The organism is Shinella sp. GW835-FHT14H05 (assembly GCF_058793575.1).
The window spans coordinates 107,489-126,117 of record NZ_JBXAFY010000004.1 but is presented as its reverse complement, the minus strand read 5'-3'; the positions used below and the strand labels follow the sequence as shown (position 1 = coordinate 126,117).

Here is an 18,629-nt window from a genome sequence, read left to right as displayed (position 1 = left end):
ATTTGGTCCGGCCCGCATGCTAGCGGCAGGGCATGGAACTCTGGATCCCCATCACCATCGCCGCCGCCTTCCTGCAAAACCTGCGCTCGGCCCTGCAAAAGCACCTTCAGGGCAAGCTCGGCACGCGCGGCGCGAGCTTCGTGCGCTTCGGCTACGGCTTTCCGCTGGCGATCCTCTATGTGGTGGTGCTGCACTGGATCGTCGGCTTCGCCTTCCCGGTGCTCAACTGGACCTTCGCGTTTTGGGCGGTCATCGGCGGCCTCGCGCAGATCTTTGCGACCATGCTGCTGGTCTACCTGTTCTCGCTCAGGAATTTTGCCGTCGGCACCGCCTATTCCAAGACGGAGCCGGTGCAGGCGGCGATCTTCGGCTTCGTGCTGCTCGGCGAGCGCATCACCTTCGGCGCCGTCATCGCCATCGTGGTCGGCGTCATCGGCGTGATGCTGATCTCGGTCGCCCGCGCGCCGCTCTCCTGGCGCAACACATTCGCCGCCCTGAGCAGCCGCACCGCGCTGATCGGTATCGCCTCGGGCGCCGTCTTCGGCGTCTCGGCGGTCGCTTACCGCAGCGCGTCCCTGTCGCTGGACGGCCCCGGCCCGATCATGAATGCCGCGGTTACGCTCGCCTGCGTCACGACCTTCCAGACCGCCTTCATGCTGGTCTGGATGTTATGGAAGGACAAGAACGAGATCGTTCAGGTGCTGAAAAGCTGGCGCTCCTCCGCGCTGGTCGGCATTGCCGGCGTGCTGGGCTCGGCCTGCTGGTTCACCGCGATGAGCCTCCAGCAGGTCGCCTATGTGCGTGCGCTCGGCCAGATCGAGCTGGTCTTCACCTTCATGGCCTCGTATTTCCTCTTCCACGAACGGGTGAACCGCACGGAAGTGGTGGGATGCCTGCTGATCGTCTGCGGCATCCTCGGGCTTCTGTTCTGGTAATCAGGGCACGATCAGCGTGCCGGCGCCGTGCTCCGTGAAGATTTCGAGCAGCACGGAATGCGCGGTCTTGCCGTTGAGGATGACGACGCCCTGAACGCCCGCCTTGATGGCGTCGATGCAGGTCTCGACCTTGGGGATCATGCCGCCGGAAATCGTGCCGTCCTTGATGAGTTCGCGGGCCTGCGCGACCGAAAGCTCCTTGATGAGCTGGCCGTTCTTGTCGAGCACGCCCGGCACGTCGGTGAGGAAGAGCAGGCGCGTGGCGTTCAGCGCGCCAGCGATGGCACCGGCAAAAGTGTCGGCGTTAATGTTGTAGGTGTGGCCGTCGCGGCCGGGCGCCACCGGGGCGATGACCGGGATCATTTCGGATTTCGCCAGCAGGTCGATCAGCGTGCGGTCGACTTCCACCACTTCGCCGACGAAGCCGAGATCGAGGATGCGCTCGATATTGCTGTCCGGGTCGATGACGGTCTTCTTGGCCTTTTCGGCGAAGACCATGTTGCCGTCCTTGCCGCAGAGCCCGATCGCCCATTCGCCCGTCTGGTTGATGAGCGCGACGATCTCCTTGTTGATCGAGCCGGCAAGCACCATCTCGACGATCTCCACCGTCTTCTGGTCAGTGACGCGCAGACCCCCTTCGAATTTCGATTCGATGCCCATCTTGGTCAGCATGGCGCCGATCTGCGGGCCGCCGCCATGCACGACGATCGGGTTGACGCCGGATTGCTTGAGCAGCGCCACGTCGCTTGCGAAAGCCTTGCCGAGTTCCGCATTGCCCATGGCGTGGCCGCCATATTTCACCACGATGGTCTTGTTCTCGTAGCGCTGCATGTAGGGCAGGGCTTGCGCGAGAAGGCGGGCTTGGGTTTCGCTTTCGGATAGGGACATGGCGGCCTCGTGGGAATGGGTGGGCGCCTGTTTAACGCATGTTTTGTGACGATGGAATGATCCGTCGGCCACAATGCGGCCAAGGGGGAGAAAAAGAAGAAAGGATGGCCCGTCGCAATGCCGGATCGGTGGCAACGAAAGCCGATGGGGAATATGATGCGCTGCTCGTTCGTTTCATGAGCAAAACCGCGCCTGCATGCTTATATAGGCAAGACGAGGACCGCGCCTGATGGGAACCGGTCGAAATCGAGAGAGTGCATGAGCCGATGACGGCGCCTGACAAAGACATGAGAGACCCCCGCCGCGACGAGGTGATCGCCGGCGAATATGTGCTCGGGGTGCTTTCCGCCGAAGACCGCCGCAAGGTCGAGGCGCGGCTGGCGAAGGATCGCCAGTTCGCCGCCATGGTAAACCGGTGGGAAGAAAACCTCTCCACCTTCAACGACGACTACGAGGCCCTGCACCTGCCGCCGCGCGCCCGTTCCCCGATGGAGCAGCGCCTGCTCGGCGCGGATATGCGCGACGCCGCGTTTTCCGGCAAGGTCGCCGGCGGCTGCTGGGGCTCGCTCGCCTTCTGGCGGGCCTTCGCCCTCGCCTCCTTCGCCGTGACCGCCGGGCTCGCCTTCTCGATGAGCGCGCTCCTGGCGCCGCGCCCGATGAGCGGCGGCCGGCTGGTTGCGGATCTCACGGGCGAGGGGGCGGCGGTCAATCTGGTGGTGCGCTACGACGACACGAGTGGCGCGATCCGCATCACCCCCGTCGCCGGCGGCAAGGAGAAGGAAAAGTCGCTGGAACTGTGGCTGACGCAGGAGGGCAGGGCACCGGTCTCGCTCGGCGTGCTGCCGCAGACCGGCGAGGGTGAACTTGCGGTGCCGGCGGAGATGCGCACCCGCCTCGTGCAGGGCGCCCAGCTTGCCGTCAGCGTCGAGCCCTTCGGCGGCTCGCAGACCGGCAGCGTCACCGGCCCGGTTATTGCTTCGGGTTCAGCTCGTTTTGATTGAGCTTAGCGCTGGATGGCGGTGATGATGGCGCTGCGCAGGCTATCGAGCCCGCGGCCCTTTTCCGATGAGGTGGCCAGCACCTCCGGATAGGCGGCCGGGCGCTTCTTGATCTTCAGCAGCGTTTCCTCGACGAGGCGCGGCACGCCGACATCCTTGATCTTGTCGGTCTTGGTCAGCACAAGCTGGTAGGAGACGGCGGCCTTGTCGAGCAGGGCAAAGACTTCCTCGTCGTTCGGCTTGACGCCGTGGCGGCTGTCGATCAGCACATAGACGCGCTTCAGCGTCGAGCGTCCGCGCAGGTAATCGAAGACGAGCTTGGTCCAGTTGTCGACCTGTTCCTTCGGCGCCTGCGCATAGCCGTAGCCGGGCATGTCGACGAGCGCCATCGGCGGCAGGTCGCCTTCCGCCCCCGAAAACCCGTCCGGAACGAAATAGTTGAGTTCCTGCGTGCGGCCGGGTGTGTTCGAGGTGCGCGCCAGGCCCTTGTGGCCGACGAGCGCGTTGATCAGCGACGATTTCCCGACATTCGACCGCCCGGCAAAGGCGACCTCGGCCGGGCCTTCCGGCGGCAGGAACTTCATGGCCGGCACGCCGCGGATGAAGATCCACGGCCTGCCGAACAGCGGCTTGTCGTCCGGGGATGTCGTCTCGGTCATAAATCTCGCCTTTGTTGTCAGCCCCCCGCTTCCGGGTTTTGGCCGCGAAAGTCAAGCGCGGCGCTGGCGCCAGAGCTCCACGCCGAGATAACAAAGCAGCGCCGCTAGCACGATCACACCGCCGATGACGGTCCTCAGACCGGGGATTTCGCCATGGATGACGGCCACCCAGAGAGGTCCCAGCACGGTCTCGGCCGTGCCGAGCAGGGCCGCAAGGGCGGACGGGATGAGGCGCGCGCCGGTGACGAAGAGCGCAAGGCCGAGGCCGAAATTGAGCGCGCCGAAGACGATGAGGATGCCGAGCTCGCTTGCCGTCACGGCAAAGCCGGAGGCCTGGCTTGCCGCCGTCAGGCAGGCGATGACCGTGCCGAGAAAGACGGCGGGCGTCATGCGCACATGCGCAAAGCGTCGCGTGATGATCGTCGCGGTGGCAAAGGCGAAGGCGATGAGGATGGCGAGCGCGTCGCCCATCATCGAGACGCTGCCGCCGAGCGATTCCGAGACCATGATGGCGACGCCGCCGATCACGGCCGCAATCGCGATCCAGGTGTGGAGGGCGATCCGCTCGCGAAAGAGCAGCCAGGCCATCAGCGCCGCGATCAGCGGCACGCCGGCTTGGATCAGCACGACGTTTGCGACCGTCGTATAGGCGAGCGCGAGGATGAAGGCGGTGGAGGCGACCGCGAAACAGACGCCGACCGCGACGCCGGCCAGGCCCATGCCCTTGAAGAGCTGCACCGTGCCGCGCGGCCCGTCGCGCACCAGCATGAAGCCGAGCAGGAAGAGGGCGGCGAAGAGCGAGCGCCAGAAGACAACGATCCAGCCGTCCTCGATGGTGAGAAACCGCGCCAGCGTGCCGCCAAAGCTCCACACGACGGCGGAGCCGAGCACCAGGGCGGCGCCATACCCCTGCCCCCGGCTGTCCGGAACGGTGGGGGTGAGCGGAAGCGATGAGGCGGACATGGGGCGCTCGCAGGTTCGGGATTGTCGCAAGCATGCCAGAAGCCGCGCCTGCGGCGCTTCCATGCCAGCGACGAGACGATGTCGCAAGCGGGCCGTGCATAAAAAAACGGCAAAAGAAAACCCCGGCGCAAGGCCGGGGTTTCTGATGTTACGTCGGAAGGGCCGTCAGGGTGATCCGGCTTTTTTCCCGAACAATCCCTTGAGATTGTCGAAGAGTTCGATCTTCACGCCCTGGCGCTTCATGATGATCGCCTGCTGGATGATCGAGAGCGTGTTGTTCCAGGCCCAGTAGATCACGAGGCCGGCCGGGAAGGTCGCCAGCATGAAGGTGAAGATCAGCGGCATCCAGGTGAAGATCATCGCCTGGGTCGGATCCGGCGGCGTCGGGTTCATGCGCATCTGCAGGAACATCGTGATGCCCATGATGATGGGCCAGACGCCGATCATCAGGAAGTGCGGCACGTCGTAGGGCAGCAGGCCGAACAGGTTGAACAGCGACGTCGGATCAGGCGCGGAAAGATCCTGGATCCAGCCGAAGAACGGCGCATGCCGCATCTCGATCGTGACGTAGATGACCTTGTAGAGCGCGAAGAAGACCGGGATCTGCAGGAGGATCGGCCAGCAGCCCGCCAGCGGATTGATCTTCTCTTCCTTGTAGAGCTGCATCGTCGCCTGCTGCAGCGCCATGCGGTCGTCGCCGTGCTTGGCCTTCAGCTCCTCCATCTTCGGCTGCATCTTCTTCATGTTCGCCATGGAGGCGTACTGCTTGTTGGCAAGCGGGAAGAACAGGCCCTTGACGACGATCGTGGTGATCAGGATCGCGATGCCGAAATTGCCGAAGTAGCGGAAGAAGAAGTCCATCAGCTGGAACATCGGCTTGGTGAAGAACCAGAACCAGCCCCAGTCGATCATCAGGTCGAACTGCGGAATGGCGTAGGACGTCTCGTACTGGTCGATGATCGGCACTTCCTTGGCGCCGCCGAAGAACAGGTTCTTCACCTCGATCGTCTGGCCGGGTGCAATGGAAATGTCGTCCTGGCGGTAATCCGCCTGGTAGCGCGGGCGGCCGTCCTTGAAGTAGGAGAAGCGCGTCTCGTAGGGCGTCGCCTGCGGCGGCACGATGGCCGTCGCCCAATATTTGTCGGTGATGCCGAGCCAGCCGCCGGTCGCCTTGCCGGGCGCAACCGTCGTGTCTTCCTCGGTCGTGGTGTACTTCACCTCATGCAGGCCGAGATTGCCGAGCACGCCGATGAAGCCTTCGTGCAGCACGTAGACGGACGGTTCGGTCGGCTTGAAGAAGCGCGTCGAGCGGCCGTAGGGCGACAGCGCGATTGCCGCTTCCGTGCGGTTCTCGATGCTGTCGGCGATCGTGAACATGTAATGTTCGTCGACCGAGATCGTGCGGGTGAAAGTGATGTTCTTGTCGTTGGTATAGGTGAGCTTGACCGGGGTGGTCTGCGTCAGCTTGCCGGTGCCGTCCTGCGTCCAGACGGTCTGCGGGCCGGGAACCTGGCCGGTCGTCTCGCTGCCGACATAGCCGATTTCGGCGAAGTAGCCGTGTTCGGCTTCGGCCGGGCTGAGCAGGGTGATGATCGGGCTCGACTTGTCGACGGTCTGGTGGAAGCCCTTGAGCTTCAGGTCGTCGAAGCGGGAACCGGTGAGCGCGATGGAACCGGAAAGCGAAGGCGTGTCGATTTCGACGCGGGCGGACTTGGCAAGGGCTGCCTCGCGCGTCTCGGTCGTGGTGGCCGTCGCGGCACCGCCCGGCAGCGCGCCGCTCGTCGCCGTGCCCGTTCCAGTCGCCGTGCCCGTACCCGTCGTGGTCGTGCCGCCGGCAGTGGTCGTCTGCCCGCTCTGGGCCTGCTGCGCTTCGAGCGCGGCGCGGTCCTTTTCAAGCTTCGGGTTCACATAGAGGAACTGCCAGGCAACGAGGATCAGCACGGACAGCGCGATCGCCACGAAATAATTGCGGTTGTTTTCCATCACTCTTTCCCGGGAGCAGCAGGGCGCTGCTGCTGCTTCTGTTTCTGCCTTGTCGCGATCCTCTCCTTGAGACCGGCCACAAGGGTTTTGAACGGCGCGTGCAACACGTCCCGTCTGGCGACAACCACATAGTCGTGTCCGGGCTCCATTGCAAACCCGGCGGATAGCCGCACCGCCTCTTTCAGGCGCCGCCGCATGCGATTGCGTTCCACGGCATTGCCGTGTTTCTTGGTAACGGTAAAGCCGACGCGGGGCTGTTCGTCCGGCATCTGCCGGTCGCGCACTTCGAGAAGGAACAGCGATCCCCTGCGCTTCTCTCCCTCGCGCACAAAAAGAAACTGCGGACGGCTTTTCAGCCGTCCGACAGCAGATTGTCTAACAGTTTTCGTCATTGCCCGTCGCCTCGGTTCCGGGCATTCACGGCCTTAGGCCGAGAGGCTTGCGCGGCCGCGTGCACGGCGTGCGGACAGAACCTTGCGGCCGCCCTTGGTAGCCATGCGGGCACGGAAGCCGTGACGACGCTTGCGAACAAGCTTGGAGGGTTGGTAGGTACGCTTGGTCATTTATTTAATACCGCGGTGTGCGGCCCTTCTTGGGTTTGCGTTAACGCAAGCAGCGTTCAAAGTCCGGCACAGCCCGGCCCTCGCGGGAAGGCAGTTTCCAGACGTGCGCGGCTTATAAGGGCAAAGCCGGGGGAAAGTCAATTGCCGGCGGACCACGGCCTTAACTGTCACAATCGTTAAAACGTCGGCCACCTGCGGTTGAGCGCGACGTGCAGATCGTCATGTTTGCCTCACCTTACGTAAGGAAAATCGCCTGATTTTCTTGGGAAATTTTGTACTTCAGAATATTAGCGGAAATTCACTCGCCTCCCGTTTGAGCGGGTTCCCTCAAAATCTAATTAACCTTTAGCGTTTACCGTTCATCTCCACGGACAGAACGGGCGTGCCGTTTTGTCGATCCTGTATCCGTGCCTTTTGGAGTTCGACGTGAAGATACGCGGCAAGATTTACCTCATCGTGGGCGTGATGGGCCTCATCTCCGTCTGCATCGGCGGTATCGCCGTGCATGTGGTCTCGGAGTTCAGCGAGAAGCTCCACCAGTATGAGAATGCCGCCGACCGCGCCTTCCTCGGCGAGCACCTGAACCGCCAGGTCACTGCCGTGGTGATGGAAGCCCGCGGCATCTACGCCTCCAAGGATATGGAAGGCGCGCAGAAATTCGCCGAAGGCATCGCCAAGGAACTGAACGGCATCGACGAGACGCTGAAGGAATGGCAGCCGATCGTGCCGGCGGAGCAGAAGCCCGCCTTCGACGCCGTCGTCGCGCGCTCCGCCGAATTCCGCACCTTCCGCACGGAAACCGCCCGCCTCGGCACGACGGTCTCGATCGCCGCCGCCAACGAACAGGGCAACAACGAGCTCAACCGCGCCAACCGCAAGGCCTTCCAGAAGGAAATCGATGCCGTCGTCCAGACGGACAACGAGAACCTGACCGCGATCAAGGCCGATATCGCCGCCTTCGAGACCCTCATGCTCACGCTGGTGCTCGGCACAGTCGGCGCCGGCCTGCTCATCGGCGGCGGCGCAGCCTTCTACATCGCGACCAACGAGCTGAGCCGCCCGATCCAGAACGTCACGCACACAATGAACCGTCTTGCCGGCGGCGACCTCGACACCGAGGTGCCCTATGCCGGCCGCAAGGACGAGATCGGCGAAATGGCCGGCGCCGTCGCGATTTTCCGCCAGAACGCCATCACCGTGCGCGACCTCAACGCCCAGGAGCAGGTGCTGCGCGAAAAGAGCGCCGACCTCCAGTCGTCCATCGCCACCGTCGTGCATGCCGCCGCCGCCGGCGATTTCTCCTCGCGCATCGGCAAGGACTACCAGAACGAGGACCTCAACCGCTTCGCCCGCAGCGTCAACGAACTCGTTGCCGGCGTCGAGGAGGGCATTGCCGAAACCCGTCGCGTCATCGGCGCGCTGGCCGAAGGCGACCTGACGCAGACCATGGACGGCACGTTCCGCGGCGCCTTCGCCGAATTGCAGCAGAACGTCAACGCTACCTTCGCCACCCTCCAGCGCACCATGCGCGAGGTGCGCGCCTCGACGGACGCGATCAACGCCAATTCCGGCGAATTGCGCACCGCTTCCGACGACCTCTCCAAGCGCACCGAGCAGCAGGCCGCAGCACTGGAAGAAACCTCCGCCGCGCTGGAAGAGATCACCGCCGCCGTCAAGAATTCGACGGAGCGGGCGAACGAGGCGACCAGCATGGTCGGCGAGGCGACGCGGAGCGCAAAACAGTCCGGCGATATCGTGCGCAACGCCATCGGTGCGATGAGCCGCATCGAGCAGGCCTCGAACGAAATCAGCCAGATCATCTCGGTGATCGACGAGATCGCCTTCCAGACCAACCTGCTGGCGCTCAATGCCGGCGTCGAGGCGGCCCGCGCCGGTGAGGCCGGCAAGGGCTTTGCCGTCGTCGCGCAGGAAGTGCGCGAACTGGCGCAGCGCGCCGCAAGCGCCGCGAAGGACATCAAGGGCCTCATCACCAAGTCCGGCAGCGAAGTGGCCGTCGGCGTGAAATATGTGCAGGAAACCGGTTTGGCGCTTTCGGACATCGAAACCCGCGTCGTCACCATCAACGACCGCATCCACGCGATCGCCACCGCCGCCCGCGAGCAAGCGACGGGCCTGCAGGAAATCAGCACCGCCATCAACCAGATGGATCAGGTCACCCAGCACAATGCTGCGATGGTGGAGGAAACCTCCGCCGCCACGCACAAGCTGAAAAGCGAGGCCGACAGCCTGGCCGATCTCATGGCGCGCTTCCGCACCGGCGACACCGTACAGCGCATGGCGCCGGCACGGGCCGATACCCGCCCGGTCGAATCACCGGCCCGCCGCATGATCGGCAACGTCACCCGCGCCTTCGGCGGCAGCCGCGCCACCGCAACGGCGGCCGTCGCGCAGGAGAACTGGGAAGAGTTCTGATCGATAGCCGGATTCCCCGGCGGGATTCTTATAACCCGGGTGCGGCGGTCGTTGGATCGCCGCGCTTTTTATTGCGGCCTGCAACGGCGTTGGAAAAATTGCCGTAATCTCCTATGATTGGCTATTGGCTGATGCCGAAAATGCGTCGTCGATCCTCGGATGGCGACGCCGTTTGCCGTTCTGCGGCGTGTCCAGGAGTTGAGTCATGGTGGACAGAGACGGGACGCCGTCCTTGACCGAGACGCCGGTGCCGGCGGTCGGCTTCCTGTCCGGGCTTTCGGGCAGGCTGCTCCTCCTCACCGCCGTCTTCGTCATGATCGCGGAAGTGCTGATCTTCGTGCCCTCGGTCGCCAATATGCGCCTGCAATGGCTGCGCGACCGCCTGAACACGGCGGCCGCCGCCAGCGTCGTCATCGAAGGCCTGCCGGACCAGGAACTGCCGCGCGCCGTGCAGCAGGAGACGCTGATGGCGACCGGCGCCAAGGCGATCATCCTGAAGAAGCAGGACGCCTCGCGCATGGTCGCCGCCGTCGAGATGCCGCCGAGCATCGATGCGGAATATGACCTCTCGGACGTTTCGACGCTCACCGCCGTCTACGACGCCTTCGACACGCTGATCTTCGGCGGCGACCGCGTCATCCGCGTCTATGGCCCGGTCGGCGAATCGAGCACGCGCATCGAACTCCTGCTCGACGAACGCGCGCTGCGCCGCGCCATGCTCGGCTATGCGCGCAACGTCTTCATCCTGTCGATGATCATCTCGCTGGTCACCGCGAGCCCCATCTTCTTCGCGCTCAACCGCCTGCTGATCCGCCCGATGCGCCGCATGACGGCGAACATCCAGGAATTCGCCGCCGATCCGTCCAACCCCGCCCGCGTGCTGAAACCCTCCGGCGGGCGCGACGAGATCGCGGTGGCCGGCATTCACCTCGCGGCCATGCAGCAGACGCTGCAACGCACGTTGAAGGAACAGAAGAACCTCGCCGACCTCGGCCTCGCCGTGTCGAAGATCAACCACGACATGCGCAACATCCTGTCCTCCGCCCAGCTGATGTCCGATCGCCTGTCGGATGTCGACGACCCGGTGGTCAAGCGCGTCGCGCCAAAACTTCTGCGCAGCATCGACCGGGCGGTGGGCTATACGAACGAGGTGCTGTCCTACGGCCGCATGCGCGAGCCGGAGCCGCGTCGCCGCTTCGTAGCCCTGCGCCCGCTGGTGCAGGAGGTCTCGGAGGTGCTGGCGATCGATGCGCGCGGCGATATCGAGTTCGTGCTTCAGGTCGAGCCCGGCCTTCAGGTCGATGCAGATAGCGAGCAGCTCTTCCGCGTCATCCACAATCTTTGCCGCAACGCGGTGGAGGCTCTGGCGCAGGATACCGCCGCCGACCGCCGCACCGTGCTCGTCACGGGGCTTCGCACCGGCAGCGTGGTGTCGATCGCCATCGACGACAACGGCCCCGGCATGCCCGCCAAGGCGCGCGACAACCTCTTCGCCGCCTTCCGCGGCTCCGTGCGCTCCGGCGGCACCGGCCTTGGCCTTGCGATCGCCCGCGAACTGGTGCTCGCGCACGGCGGCACAATCGCGCTTGTGGAAAAGGCAACGCCCGGCACGCTGTTCCGCATCGAGTTGCCCGACCGCCCCGTCCCCCTCGACGCCTTCCGCCACCGGGCCTGATCGCCCGGGCGTTGCGGGCGGCATGTGACGGCACGATGAAAAAAGTACATCTTTTCTCAGAAATCCGCTTGCAATAAGCCGGCGATCCCTTTAGGAACCGCCTCGCAGCCGGGCAGTAGACGCCTTGTTGCCAGCGCACCCGTAGCTCAGCTGGATAGAGCACCAGACTACGAATCTGGGGGTCAGGAGTTCGAATCTCTTCGGGTGCGCCATTTCTTTTCCAGATCGAATAATCTGGTCTTAGATTCCTCCCACCAAAGTCACCGGATTGTAGCAACGTTGATCTTAGTCAGCGTCTTGACGGTACTCAGAAAAGAAAAAGGGTCCGAATCCGGACCCTTCTCAGTCTCGCTCGCGATTGCTGGTCGCGTTGAGCGTCAGATCACCGTGGTCTTGATGAAGATCGAGTTCACGTCCGTGTGGGCGAGGAAGCCGTAGCCGCGGGGTTTGAGGATCTGCACGAATTCCTCGAAGCGGCCTTCGTGTTCGCACTGGATAATGGTGGGCTGGAAAACGTGGTCCATTTCCGAAAGCACGGCGGCGTCGAGGCCTTCCACGTCGACCGAGAGATAGTCGCAATGCGTGCCGTAGTGCTTCTTCAGGAAGTCGTTGATGTGCATGTTCTCGCACTCGATGGACTCGACGATATTGTCGGTGCCGCCGAAATTCTGGAACATCGAGATGTGGTCCGTTGAAATGGAGGACAGCTCGTTCTTCTCGTGGATGTGCAGCTTGATCGTCTTCTCGTGCGAGACGCTGATGGCGCAGTTGACGACGGTATCGTTGGGGCGCGCCTTTTGCAGCGTTTCGGCGAGCGACGGAATCGCCTCCACCAGCACGCCCGTGGCGCCGTAGAGCTTGTAGAGCAGGTAGGTCGCGCTCGTCTGGAACGGGTGGTTGGCGCCGATCTCGATGTAGCGGATCGAGTCCATCGACCGGCCGGCGCGGCGCATCTGGGCGCGCAGAACCGATTCGACGATGAAGTCCTCGTTACATTGCCCGTAGGTCTCGTAGATGTTCGTCGGGATCGGCGCGGGATTGATGCCGAACGTATTGCATTCGTTGGCGATGAATGGGTTCTGGAAGACGTGCCGTACGGTCTTGAGCATGCATGGTTCCTTTGTCCTGGCGAGTTCCCGTTGCGCTCAAGGCGACGGCAATCTTTCACTCCTCCTTACGGGCGCCGACTTACCTGAGGCTTGTCTGTCGCAAGGGCGGAAAGCGGACGGGATCAAATTTGGCGGTTTACGATAGTAATATAATATGATGTTTTACGTGAGCTGCTGAGGAGTTCCTTCATCGAAGAGGGCGGAGCCGTGCGCAAAAAGGGCCTGCTCGAAACCATGATGAACGGTGCGGCGGCGCATTCCAGCCATTCGCAGGTCGTCGATGCGCTCGGCAAGGCGATCGTTTCCGGCGAATTCGCGGTCGGTGCGACGCTGCCGGGCGATGCGGAGCTGGAGGCGCGCTTTGGCGTATCGCGCACCGTGCTGCGCGAGGCGATGAAGACACTTGCCGCCAAGGGGCTCATCGTGCCGCGGGCACGCATTGGTACGCGGGTGATGCCGAAGGCCGAGTGGAACCTCTTCGACGGTGACATCCTCACCTGGCATTTCGCCGTCGGCGTTGACGATGGTTTCCTCATCCACCTGAGCGACATTCGCCTGGGTTTCGAGCCGCATGCCGCAGCCTTGGCCGCGCGCCACGCGGTGGAGGCGGATATCAACCAGATGATGCTGCTCGCCGTCGCCATGGGTGATCCGGATCACACGCCGGAAAGCCTGGCGCTCGCCGACCTGCGCTTCCATCTCGCCGTCATGGAAGCTTCGCGCAACCCCTTCATGCGCACCATCGGCAGCCTCATCGAGGCGGCGCTGGCCGGCGTCTTCAAGCTGAGCTCGCCGGCCGCTGATCGCGGCAAGATCGGCGATGTCGCGGCCAGCCATATGCGCATCGTCGAGGAAATCCGTCGCCGCGACGAGGACGGCGCCCGCCGCGCCATGGAAAACGTTATCCGCGTTGGCCGGGACCGGATGATGGAGGCTTTGGGGCCGCCACAGGTCTGAAAAGGCCGCCGGCCGTGACCGATATGCCACGGCCTGCCTTGCTCATGCCGCGCGCAAGGCCGCCGCCGCACCGCTTCGCTTCAAAACCGCCCGCCGCTCCGCTAAGCAGGGGCGAATGGGTGAGGCCGCACCGGCGAAACCTGGAGAGCGGAAGGAAGCGGGGCATGACGAACCGCGAAAGGCCGCGCGTATTGCGTCGCGTGATCATGGCCGGGCTGCTGGCGCTGGCGGGTTGTGCCGGCCGGCCGGAAGGCGTGCTGCTGCCGGGCGGCGAGCCGCCGGCGGGGGTTTCGACGGTCGACCTGCTCGTCGCCACCACGCGCGCGCCATCGAAACAGCCGGGCGTGCTGTTTTCCGGCGAGCGCGGTTCCGATCTCCAGATGCGCGAGATCACGATCTCCATTCCGGCGGATGACAAGCGCAAGGTCGGCCAGGTGCAATGGCCGGAAAAGCTGCCCGCCGATCCGCTGAAGGATTTTTCCACCGTCAGCGTGACGCCGGTCGAAACCGCGCAGGCCGGCCGCGCCTGGCTTGACGGGCACCTGCCAAAGAGCCGCCGCGTGCTCGTCTTTGTGCACGGCTTCAACAACCGTTATGAGGATGCCGTCTACCGTTTCGCGCAGATCGTGCACGATTCGAAGACCGATGCCGCGCCGGTGATCTTCACCTGGCCGTCACGCGCCAGCATCTTCGACTATTCCTATGACAAGGAAAGCACCAACTATTCGCGCGATGCGCTGGAGGAGTTGCTGCGTGCGGCCGTCAACACGCCGGAAGTCGGCGAAATCACCATCATGGCCCATTCCATGGGCACCTGGCTGGCGGTCGAGACGCTGCGCCAGATGGCGATCCGCGACGGGCGCGTGCCGAAGAAGATCCAGCAGGTCATCCTGGCCTCGCCCGATCTCGACGTCGATGTCTTCGGCCAGCAGCTTCGCGCCATCGGCAATGACCGGCCGAACTTCACGCTCTTCGTCTCGCAGGACGACCGGGCGCTGACCCTGTCGCGCCGCATCTCCGGCAATGTCGACCGGCTCGGCCAGATCGATCCGTCGAAGGAGCCCTATCGCTCCATGCTGGAAAAGCAGGGCATCACGGTGCTCGACCTGACGGCGCTGAAATCCGGCGACAGCCTGAACCACGGCAAGTTTGCCGAAAGCCCGGAGGTCGTGCAGCTCATCGGCAACCGCCTGATCGCCGGCCAGACCGTCACCGATTCCGAGGTCGGCATCGGCGACCGGCTGGGCGCCGTGGCGCTCGGCACGGCGCAGACGGTCGGCAGCGCGGCCAGCATCGCGGTCTCGACGCCGATCGCCGTCTTCGATCCGGTGACGCGCAAGAACTACAACGACCAATGGCTGCGCTTCGGCAGCTCGGTTGAAAATACGGCGGTCACCGCGACGGGCCAGTAAACGGCAGGCATGGAAAAGGCGGCCCCCGCAGGGGGGCCGCCCTCCACTCATCCCGCAAGGGTCAGCGGACCCAGATGACCTCGCGGGTGCCGCGGTCGACGAGAACAGGGCGCTCGTCGACATAGATGTAGCCGTAGTTCGGGTTTTCCGGCACTTCGACGATCTGCACGGTTTCAGGGATCACGACGCCGGCCTCGACCGGGCCTTCCAGCAGGACGGGATCGAGCGGATGGCGCTCGACATAGGTGATGGTCGCTTCCGGAATGTCGCTCGAAATGCTCGCCGTCGTCTCGACCTCAGGCGCGTAGACGACCTGGCGGCTGTCCGTGCGCACGATCACCGGACGGTTGTCGACATAGACATAGGCGAGGTCCGGGTGATCGGGGATCGGGGTCAGCGTGACGGTGTCGTCGAAGCGCGTATCGGCGGTGACCTGGCCTTCAAGCACCACCGGCGGCGTCGGGTTTTCCATCACATAGACGCGGGCGTCATCCGGAACGGCGGCTTCCGCACCGATCGCGACACCCGCCACACCGCCGACGATGGCGCCGACCGGGCCGCCGACGACGGCACCGACGGCAGCACCCGCAGCGCCGCCGGCGGCACCGCCGAGAACTTCCTTGTCGCCGTCGTCCGCATGGGCGACCGTGGCGCCGATGAGTGCCAGGGCGGCACCGGCCATGAGAATCTTGCGCATGTCTTTCTCCTTCGAAAGTTGGGTTTCCCACCCCTTCGGCGGAGAGAACGGCATAGGCCCTGCGCGGTTCCCCAAGGGCCGCGCCGGGACGTCTCACGTTGTGTAACGCGCGTTAACCGGCGCCCTCAGGCAATCTCGGAATCACGCCGCGCGATCTCGTAATCCTCGTTGTGTACCTGCAACCCCTCCTCCGTCACCACGACGATGCCGTAGGCGGCTGGCTCGTCCACCGAGAGCGAGGCGTTCGGCGCGTCGAAGGGCATCGGCTGCTGGTGCACCGGGCTCTTGAAGATCGAGAAGGGAATGCCGCGATGCGAGCCGCCGATCGTGCGATGCACATGGCCGGCGAAGATGTGGCGGACATTGCCGTGTTTGAGCACAAGCTCGTAGAAGGCGTCCTCGTTGCCGAGCCGGATCGCGTCCATGCCGGTAAAGCCCGTCTTGTGCGGCGGGTGGTGCATGAAGAGGAGCACCGGCCGGCCGTCGGCGCTGTAAAGCGTGCGGTCGAGCCAGGCGAGGCGGGTCTCGCAGAGGTAACCGGCATGACTCATGGGATAGTCGTAGGGCGGCGCAAACAGCGTGTCGAGCAGTACGACGCGGCAGTCGTCAAAGTCGATCGCCTGCTGCACGAAGCCGTTTTCGTCCGGCGTCACATGGGTAAAGGTTTCCAGGAAACGCTCGCGATAATCATGGTTGCCGATGGTGATGGCGGCGGGCGGCACGAGCAGGGAGAGCAGGTCGCGCAACCGCTCGTAGGACATCGTGTCGGCGCGGTGCGTCAGGTCGCCGGTGAAGATGACCCGGTCGGCATCGGCATGGTATCGGTTGACATGCTCGATGCCGGCGAGCAGCCGCTGGTAAGGATCGAGGCCAATGATCGTCGTGCCCTCGGGCACCATGTGCAGGTCGGTGAAAACAATGAGCTTGGTCATGAAAAGGATCTCGTTGCGGGCGCTATTTCGTAGCGCGCAATGCTGTCGCATGAAAAGCAGTTGGAACAGATGACGATCTGATATATCAGAGAGTCGACACCGCCGGCGGGCCGGCAAAGACGGAGCGAGACGACATGAGATGGAAGCGCACGATCCAGTTGCTGGACGTTCATTGCGAAGGCGAGATCGGCAAGGTGGCGATCGGCGGCGTGCCGAAAATCCCTGGCAACACGATCGCCGAGCAGCTCAACCATATCAACACGGTCGATGACAGCCTGCGCCGCTTCCTCTGCCTGGAGCCGCGCGCGGCCGCGACCGGCTCGGTCAACCTGCTGGTGCCGGCCAAGCGCCCGGAGGCCGATGCCGGCTTCATCATCCTGCAGGCCGACCAGGCGCATGCCTCGTCCGGCTCCAACTCCATCTGCGTCACCACGGCGCTGCTCGAATCCGGCATCGTCGAGATGAAGGAGCCGGAGACGGTGGTGATCCTCGACACCGCCGCCGGCCTCGTCAAGGCGACGGCGACCTGCCGCGACGGGCGCTGCGAGAAGGTCAAGCTCACCATGGTGCCCTCCTTCGTCGAGGCACTGGACGTCGAGATCGACACGCCGCACTGGGGCCGCGTGCGCTTCGACATTTCCTATGGCGGCATCTTCTATGCGCTGGTCGATGTCGACCAGATCGGCACGAAGATCGAGAAGGCCAATGCCCGCGCGCTCGTCGACGCCGGCATGGCGCTGAAGGATCTGATCAACAAGTCGATGAAGGTCGTGCATCCGGAAATCCCGGAAATCAGCGGTATCGCCTATGTCATGTTCCGCGATCGCGACCCGGATGGCCTGGTGCGCACCGCCACCACCATGTGGCCGGGCCGCGTCGACCGCTCGCCCTGCGGCACCGGCAATTCAGCCAACCTCGCGACGCTGCACGCTCGTGGTCTGGCCAAGGTCGGCGACACGTTCCGCTCGCGCTCGATCATCGGGTCCGAATTCGAGGTCGGGCTTGCGGCTGAAACCGAGGTTGCCGGCCGCAAGGCGATCATCCCCACCATCACCGGCCGGGGCTGGACCTTCGGCCTGCACCAGATCGCGCTCGACCCGACCGACCCGCTCGCCAACGGTTTTGCCATGACGGACACCTGGGGTCCGCAGGCGGGCGAGATCGGCTAAAGCAATTCCAGCAAAAGTGTGCAGCGGTTTTGCGTCCGGAATTGCGTAAAGAGGTGCTTACTTTTCGGCGTAGTGCTTCTCGATGGCGCCGAGCGTGATCGGGTCGATCTCGGCATTCTCTGCGCCGGCGATCAGCTTGCGCTGGGCCAGCACCTGCTTGATGGCGAGGCGGGCATCGGCGCTGAGCTTTTCCGGCGCATCGCGCAGGATCACTTCGAGATCGACGTCACGCATCTCGAAGGCGGCGACGAGGCTGTTCACGGCCTGCTCGACATTCTTCACGATGCCGGTGCCGCTCTGCTGCATCAGGCCGAATTTCAGCTTGCCGTAGCTGTCGCCACGATCGGCGGCTTGCTTGAAGTAACCAGCGGCAGCGGAAAGATCCTGCGAAACGCCTTCGCCGGATTCCAGCATGAGGCCGAGATTGATCATCGCATCGACGCTGCCGCCCTCGACGGCCAGCCGGTAGAAGGCCGCGGCCCGGGCATTGTCCTCGGTGACGAGGCTGCCATCATCGAGCAGCACGCCGAGATTGAAGGCGGCCGTCTCATCACCGGCTGCTGCCGCTTTGTCGAACCAGCGGGCAGCCTCCGCGCCGTTGATCTCCGTGCCGATTCCGTCGCGATAGGCGACGCCGAGATTGTAGGCGCCGAGCATATCGCCCAGTTCCGCAGCCTTCTTGTAGTGGCTGAATTCGGCGGCGGGATCGCCGCGTTTTCCGAGCATGGCGCCGTAGTTCACCATCGCAACGGTGTGGCCGAGGGCCGCCGCTTCCGCATAGAGCTTCATGGCTTCGAGATCCTGGCCGGCGCGCTCCAGGGCGCGGGCAAGCTGGAAGGCCATGCGGGCACCGCCGCCGGCATTATAGGCTTCGCGGCAGGCGGAAAGGGCCGCGCCGATCTCGATATCCTCAAGCGCAACCGGCGCGAAGGCCGTGTTGCGGGTCATGTCGTAGCGGCTGCCGGCGCTGGCATCGCAGCGGGCTTCGATTGAAAGCGTGTTGGCCTGGACGCTGCCTGCGGCGCCGGAAAGCAGGACCGCGAAGAAAAGGGCGCGGCCAGCCGTCTTTACTCCTGTGGATCGCGAAATCATGATCCGTCTCCCTTCGTTGGATGACCGCACCTTAGTGGACCGGCGAAACAAGGCTGTTTCCGCGGGAACAGTGGGAGAGGGGCAGGGCGGCGCATAAGGTTTGCAGGGCAGGCGGCAAACGCGATTGACGCGTCGGCCTGTATTGGTTCAATTCCATCCGTCGG

General features: G+C 64.1%; 17 protein-coding genes and 1 tRNA gene. 8 read left to right on the top strand and 10 right to left on the bottom strand.

Features of this window, described 5'->3' with window-relative positions; all coding sequences use genetic code 11:
• The first annotated feature begins 32 nt into the window (after nucleotides 1-32).
• Nucleotides 33-935: a DMT family transporter gene (locus tag AC1Q6Z_RS15160; RefSeq protein WP_492648422.1), complete on the top strand. Its 903-nt coding sequence runs from the start codon at nucleotides 33-35 to the stop codon at nucleotides 933-935.
• Here the strand turns inward: AC1Q6Z_RS15160 and argB are convergent, their stop codons facing one another.
• Nucleotides 936-1,823, bottom strand: coding sequence for an acetylglutamate kinase (gene argB, locus AC1Q6Z_RS15155; protein WP_256118036.1), 888 nt, complete (start codon nucleotides 1,821-1,823; stop codon nucleotides 936-938).
• A 266-nt stretch (nucleotides 1,824-2,089) separates the two neighbouring features.
• Here argB and AC1Q6Z_RS15150 point away from each other — a divergent pair, with 266 nt between their 5' ends.
• Nucleotides 2,090-2,824, top strand: a complete 735-nt coding sequence (locus tag AC1Q6Z_RS15150) for an anti-sigma factor (RefSeq protein WP_492648421.1) — start codon at nucleotides 2,090-2,092, stop codon at nucleotides 2,822-2,824.
• A 2-nt stretch (nucleotides 2,825-2,826) separates the two neighbouring features.
• Here the strand turns inward: AC1Q6Z_RS15150 and yihA are convergent, their stop codons facing one another.
• The 5 genes from yihA to rpmH form a co-directional block, all read right to left on the bottom strand.
• Nucleotides 2,827-3,480, bottom strand: coding sequence for a ribosome biogenesis GTP-binding protein YihA/YsxC (gene yihA, locus AC1Q6Z_RS15145; protein WP_439614912.1), 654 nt, complete (start codon nucleotides 3,478-3,480; stop codon nucleotides 2,827-2,829).
• A 51-nt stretch (nucleotides 3,481-3,531) separates the two neighbouring features.
• Nucleotides 3,532-4,443: a DMT family transporter gene (locus AC1Q6Z_RS15140; protein WP_435266696.1), complete on the bottom strand. Its 912-nt coding sequence runs from the start codon at nucleotides 4,441-4,443 to the stop codon at nucleotides 3,532-3,534.
• 165 nt (nucleotides 4,444-4,608) lie between these two features.
• A complete protein-coding gene (gene yidC / locus AC1Q6Z_RS15135) occupies nucleotides 4,609-6,426 on the bottom strand; it encodes a membrane protein insertase YidC (RefSeq protein WP_492648420.1) in 1,818 nt (605 codons plus the stop codon).
• Nucleotides 6,426-6,818: a ribonuclease P protein component gene (gene rnpA / locus AC1Q6Z_RS15130; protein WP_435266694.1), complete on the bottom strand. Its 393-nt coding sequence runs from the start codon at nucleotides 6,816-6,818 to the stop codon at nucleotides 6,426-6,428. Before rnpA ends, yidC begins: the two co-directional genes overlap by 1 nt.
• Before the next feature lie 33 nt (nucleotides 6,819-6,851).
• Nucleotides 6,852-6,989 (bottom strand): 50S ribosomal protein L34, encoded by a 138-nt coding sequence (gene rpmH, locus AC1Q6Z_RS15125; protein ID WP_083242913.1) that lies wholly within the window; start codon nucleotides 6,987-6,989, stop codon nucleotides 6,852-6,854.
• Nucleotides 6,990-7,415: 426 nt separating this feature from the next.
• Here rpmH and AC1Q6Z_RS15120 point away from each other — a divergent pair, with 426 nt between their 5' ends.
• The 3 genes from AC1Q6Z_RS15120 (at nucleotide 7,416) to AC1Q6Z_RS15110 (ending at nucleotide 11,309) form a co-directional block, all read left to right on the top strand.
• Complete coding sequence (locus tag AC1Q6Z_RS15120; RefSeq protein ID WP_492648419.1) at nucleotides 7,416-9,422, top strand: methyl-accepting chemotaxis protein; 2,007 nt, start codon at nucleotides 7,416-7,418, stop codon at nucleotides 9,420-9,422.
• A 205-nt stretch (nucleotides 9,423-9,627) separates the two neighbouring features.
• Nucleotides 9,628-11,097 carry a sensor histidine kinase gene (locus AC1Q6Z_RS15115; protein WP_256118023.1) on the top strand — a complete coding sequence of 490 codons (1,470 nt, stop codon included), beginning with the start codon at nucleotides 9,628-9,630 and terminating at the stop codon, nucleotides 11,095-11,097.
• A 135-nt stretch (nucleotides 11,098-11,232) separates the two neighbouring features.
• A tRNA-Arg gene (locus tag AC1Q6Z_RS15110) sits at nucleotides 11,233-11,309 on the top strand.
• A gap of 165 nt (nucleotides 11,310-11,474) precedes the next feature.
• On the opposite strand, the gene AC1Q6Z_RS15105 is transcribed toward AC1Q6Z_RS15110, so the two are convergent.
• Complete coding sequence (locus AC1Q6Z_RS15105) at nucleotides 11,475-12,206, bottom strand: FkbM family methyltransferase (RefSeq protein ID WP_256118022.1); 732 nt, start codon at nucleotides 12,204-12,206, stop codon at nucleotides 11,475-11,477.
• A 234-nt stretch (nucleotides 12,207-12,440) separates the two neighbouring features.
• Between AC1Q6Z_RS15105 and AC1Q6Z_RS15100 the strand changes: the two genes are divergently transcribed.
• On the top strand, nucleotides 12,441-13,163 hold the full coding sequence (locus tag AC1Q6Z_RS15100; RefSeq protein WP_492648618.1) for a FadR/GntR family transcriptional regulator: 723 nt from the start codon (nucleotides 12,441-12,443) through the stop codon (nucleotides 13,161-13,163).
• Between the two features lie 164 nt (nucleotides 13,164-13,327).
• Nucleotides 13,328-14,575 (top strand): alpha/beta hydrolase, encoded by a 1,248-nt coding sequence (locus AC1Q6Z_RS15095; protein WP_492648418.1) that lies wholly within the window; start codon nucleotides 13,328-13,330, stop codon nucleotides 14,573-14,575.
• A gap of 61 nt (nucleotides 14,576-14,636) precedes the next feature.
• Here the strand turns inward: AC1Q6Z_RS15095 and AC1Q6Z_RS15090 are convergent, their stop codons facing one another.
• Nucleotides 14,637-15,272 carry a DUF1236 domain-containing protein gene (locus tag AC1Q6Z_RS15090; RefSeq protein WP_435266690.1) on the bottom strand — a complete coding sequence of 212 codons (636 nt, stop codon included), beginning with the start codon at nucleotides 15,270-15,272 and terminating at the stop codon, nucleotides 14,637-14,639.
• 125 nt (nucleotides 15,273-15,397) lie between these two features.
• On the bottom strand, nucleotides 15,398-16,204 hold the full coding sequence (gene spdA / locus AC1Q6Z_RS15085; protein ID WP_492648417.1) for a 2', 3'cyclic nucleotide phosphodiesterase SpdA: 807 nt from the start codon (nucleotides 16,202-16,204) through the stop codon (nucleotides 15,398-15,400).
• A 134-nt stretch (nucleotides 16,205-16,338) separates the two neighbouring features.
• On the opposite strand from spdA, the gene AC1Q6Z_RS15080 reads away from it, so the two are divergent.
• Entirely contained in the window at nucleotides 16,339-17,373 is a 1,035-nt protein-coding gene (locus AC1Q6Z_RS15080) for a proline racemase family protein (RefSeq protein WP_435266688.1), read from the top strand.
• A 57-nt stretch (nucleotides 17,374-17,430) separates the two neighbouring features.
• On the opposite strand, the gene AC1Q6Z_RS15075 is transcribed toward AC1Q6Z_RS15080, so the two are convergent.
• Nucleotides 17,431-18,465, bottom strand: coding sequence for a tetratricopeptide repeat protein (locus AC1Q6Z_RS15075; RefSeq protein WP_492648416.1), 1,035 nt, complete (start codon nucleotides 18,463-18,465; stop codon nucleotides 17,431-17,433).
• Between the last annotated feature and the right edge of the window lie 164 nt (nucleotides 18,466-18,629).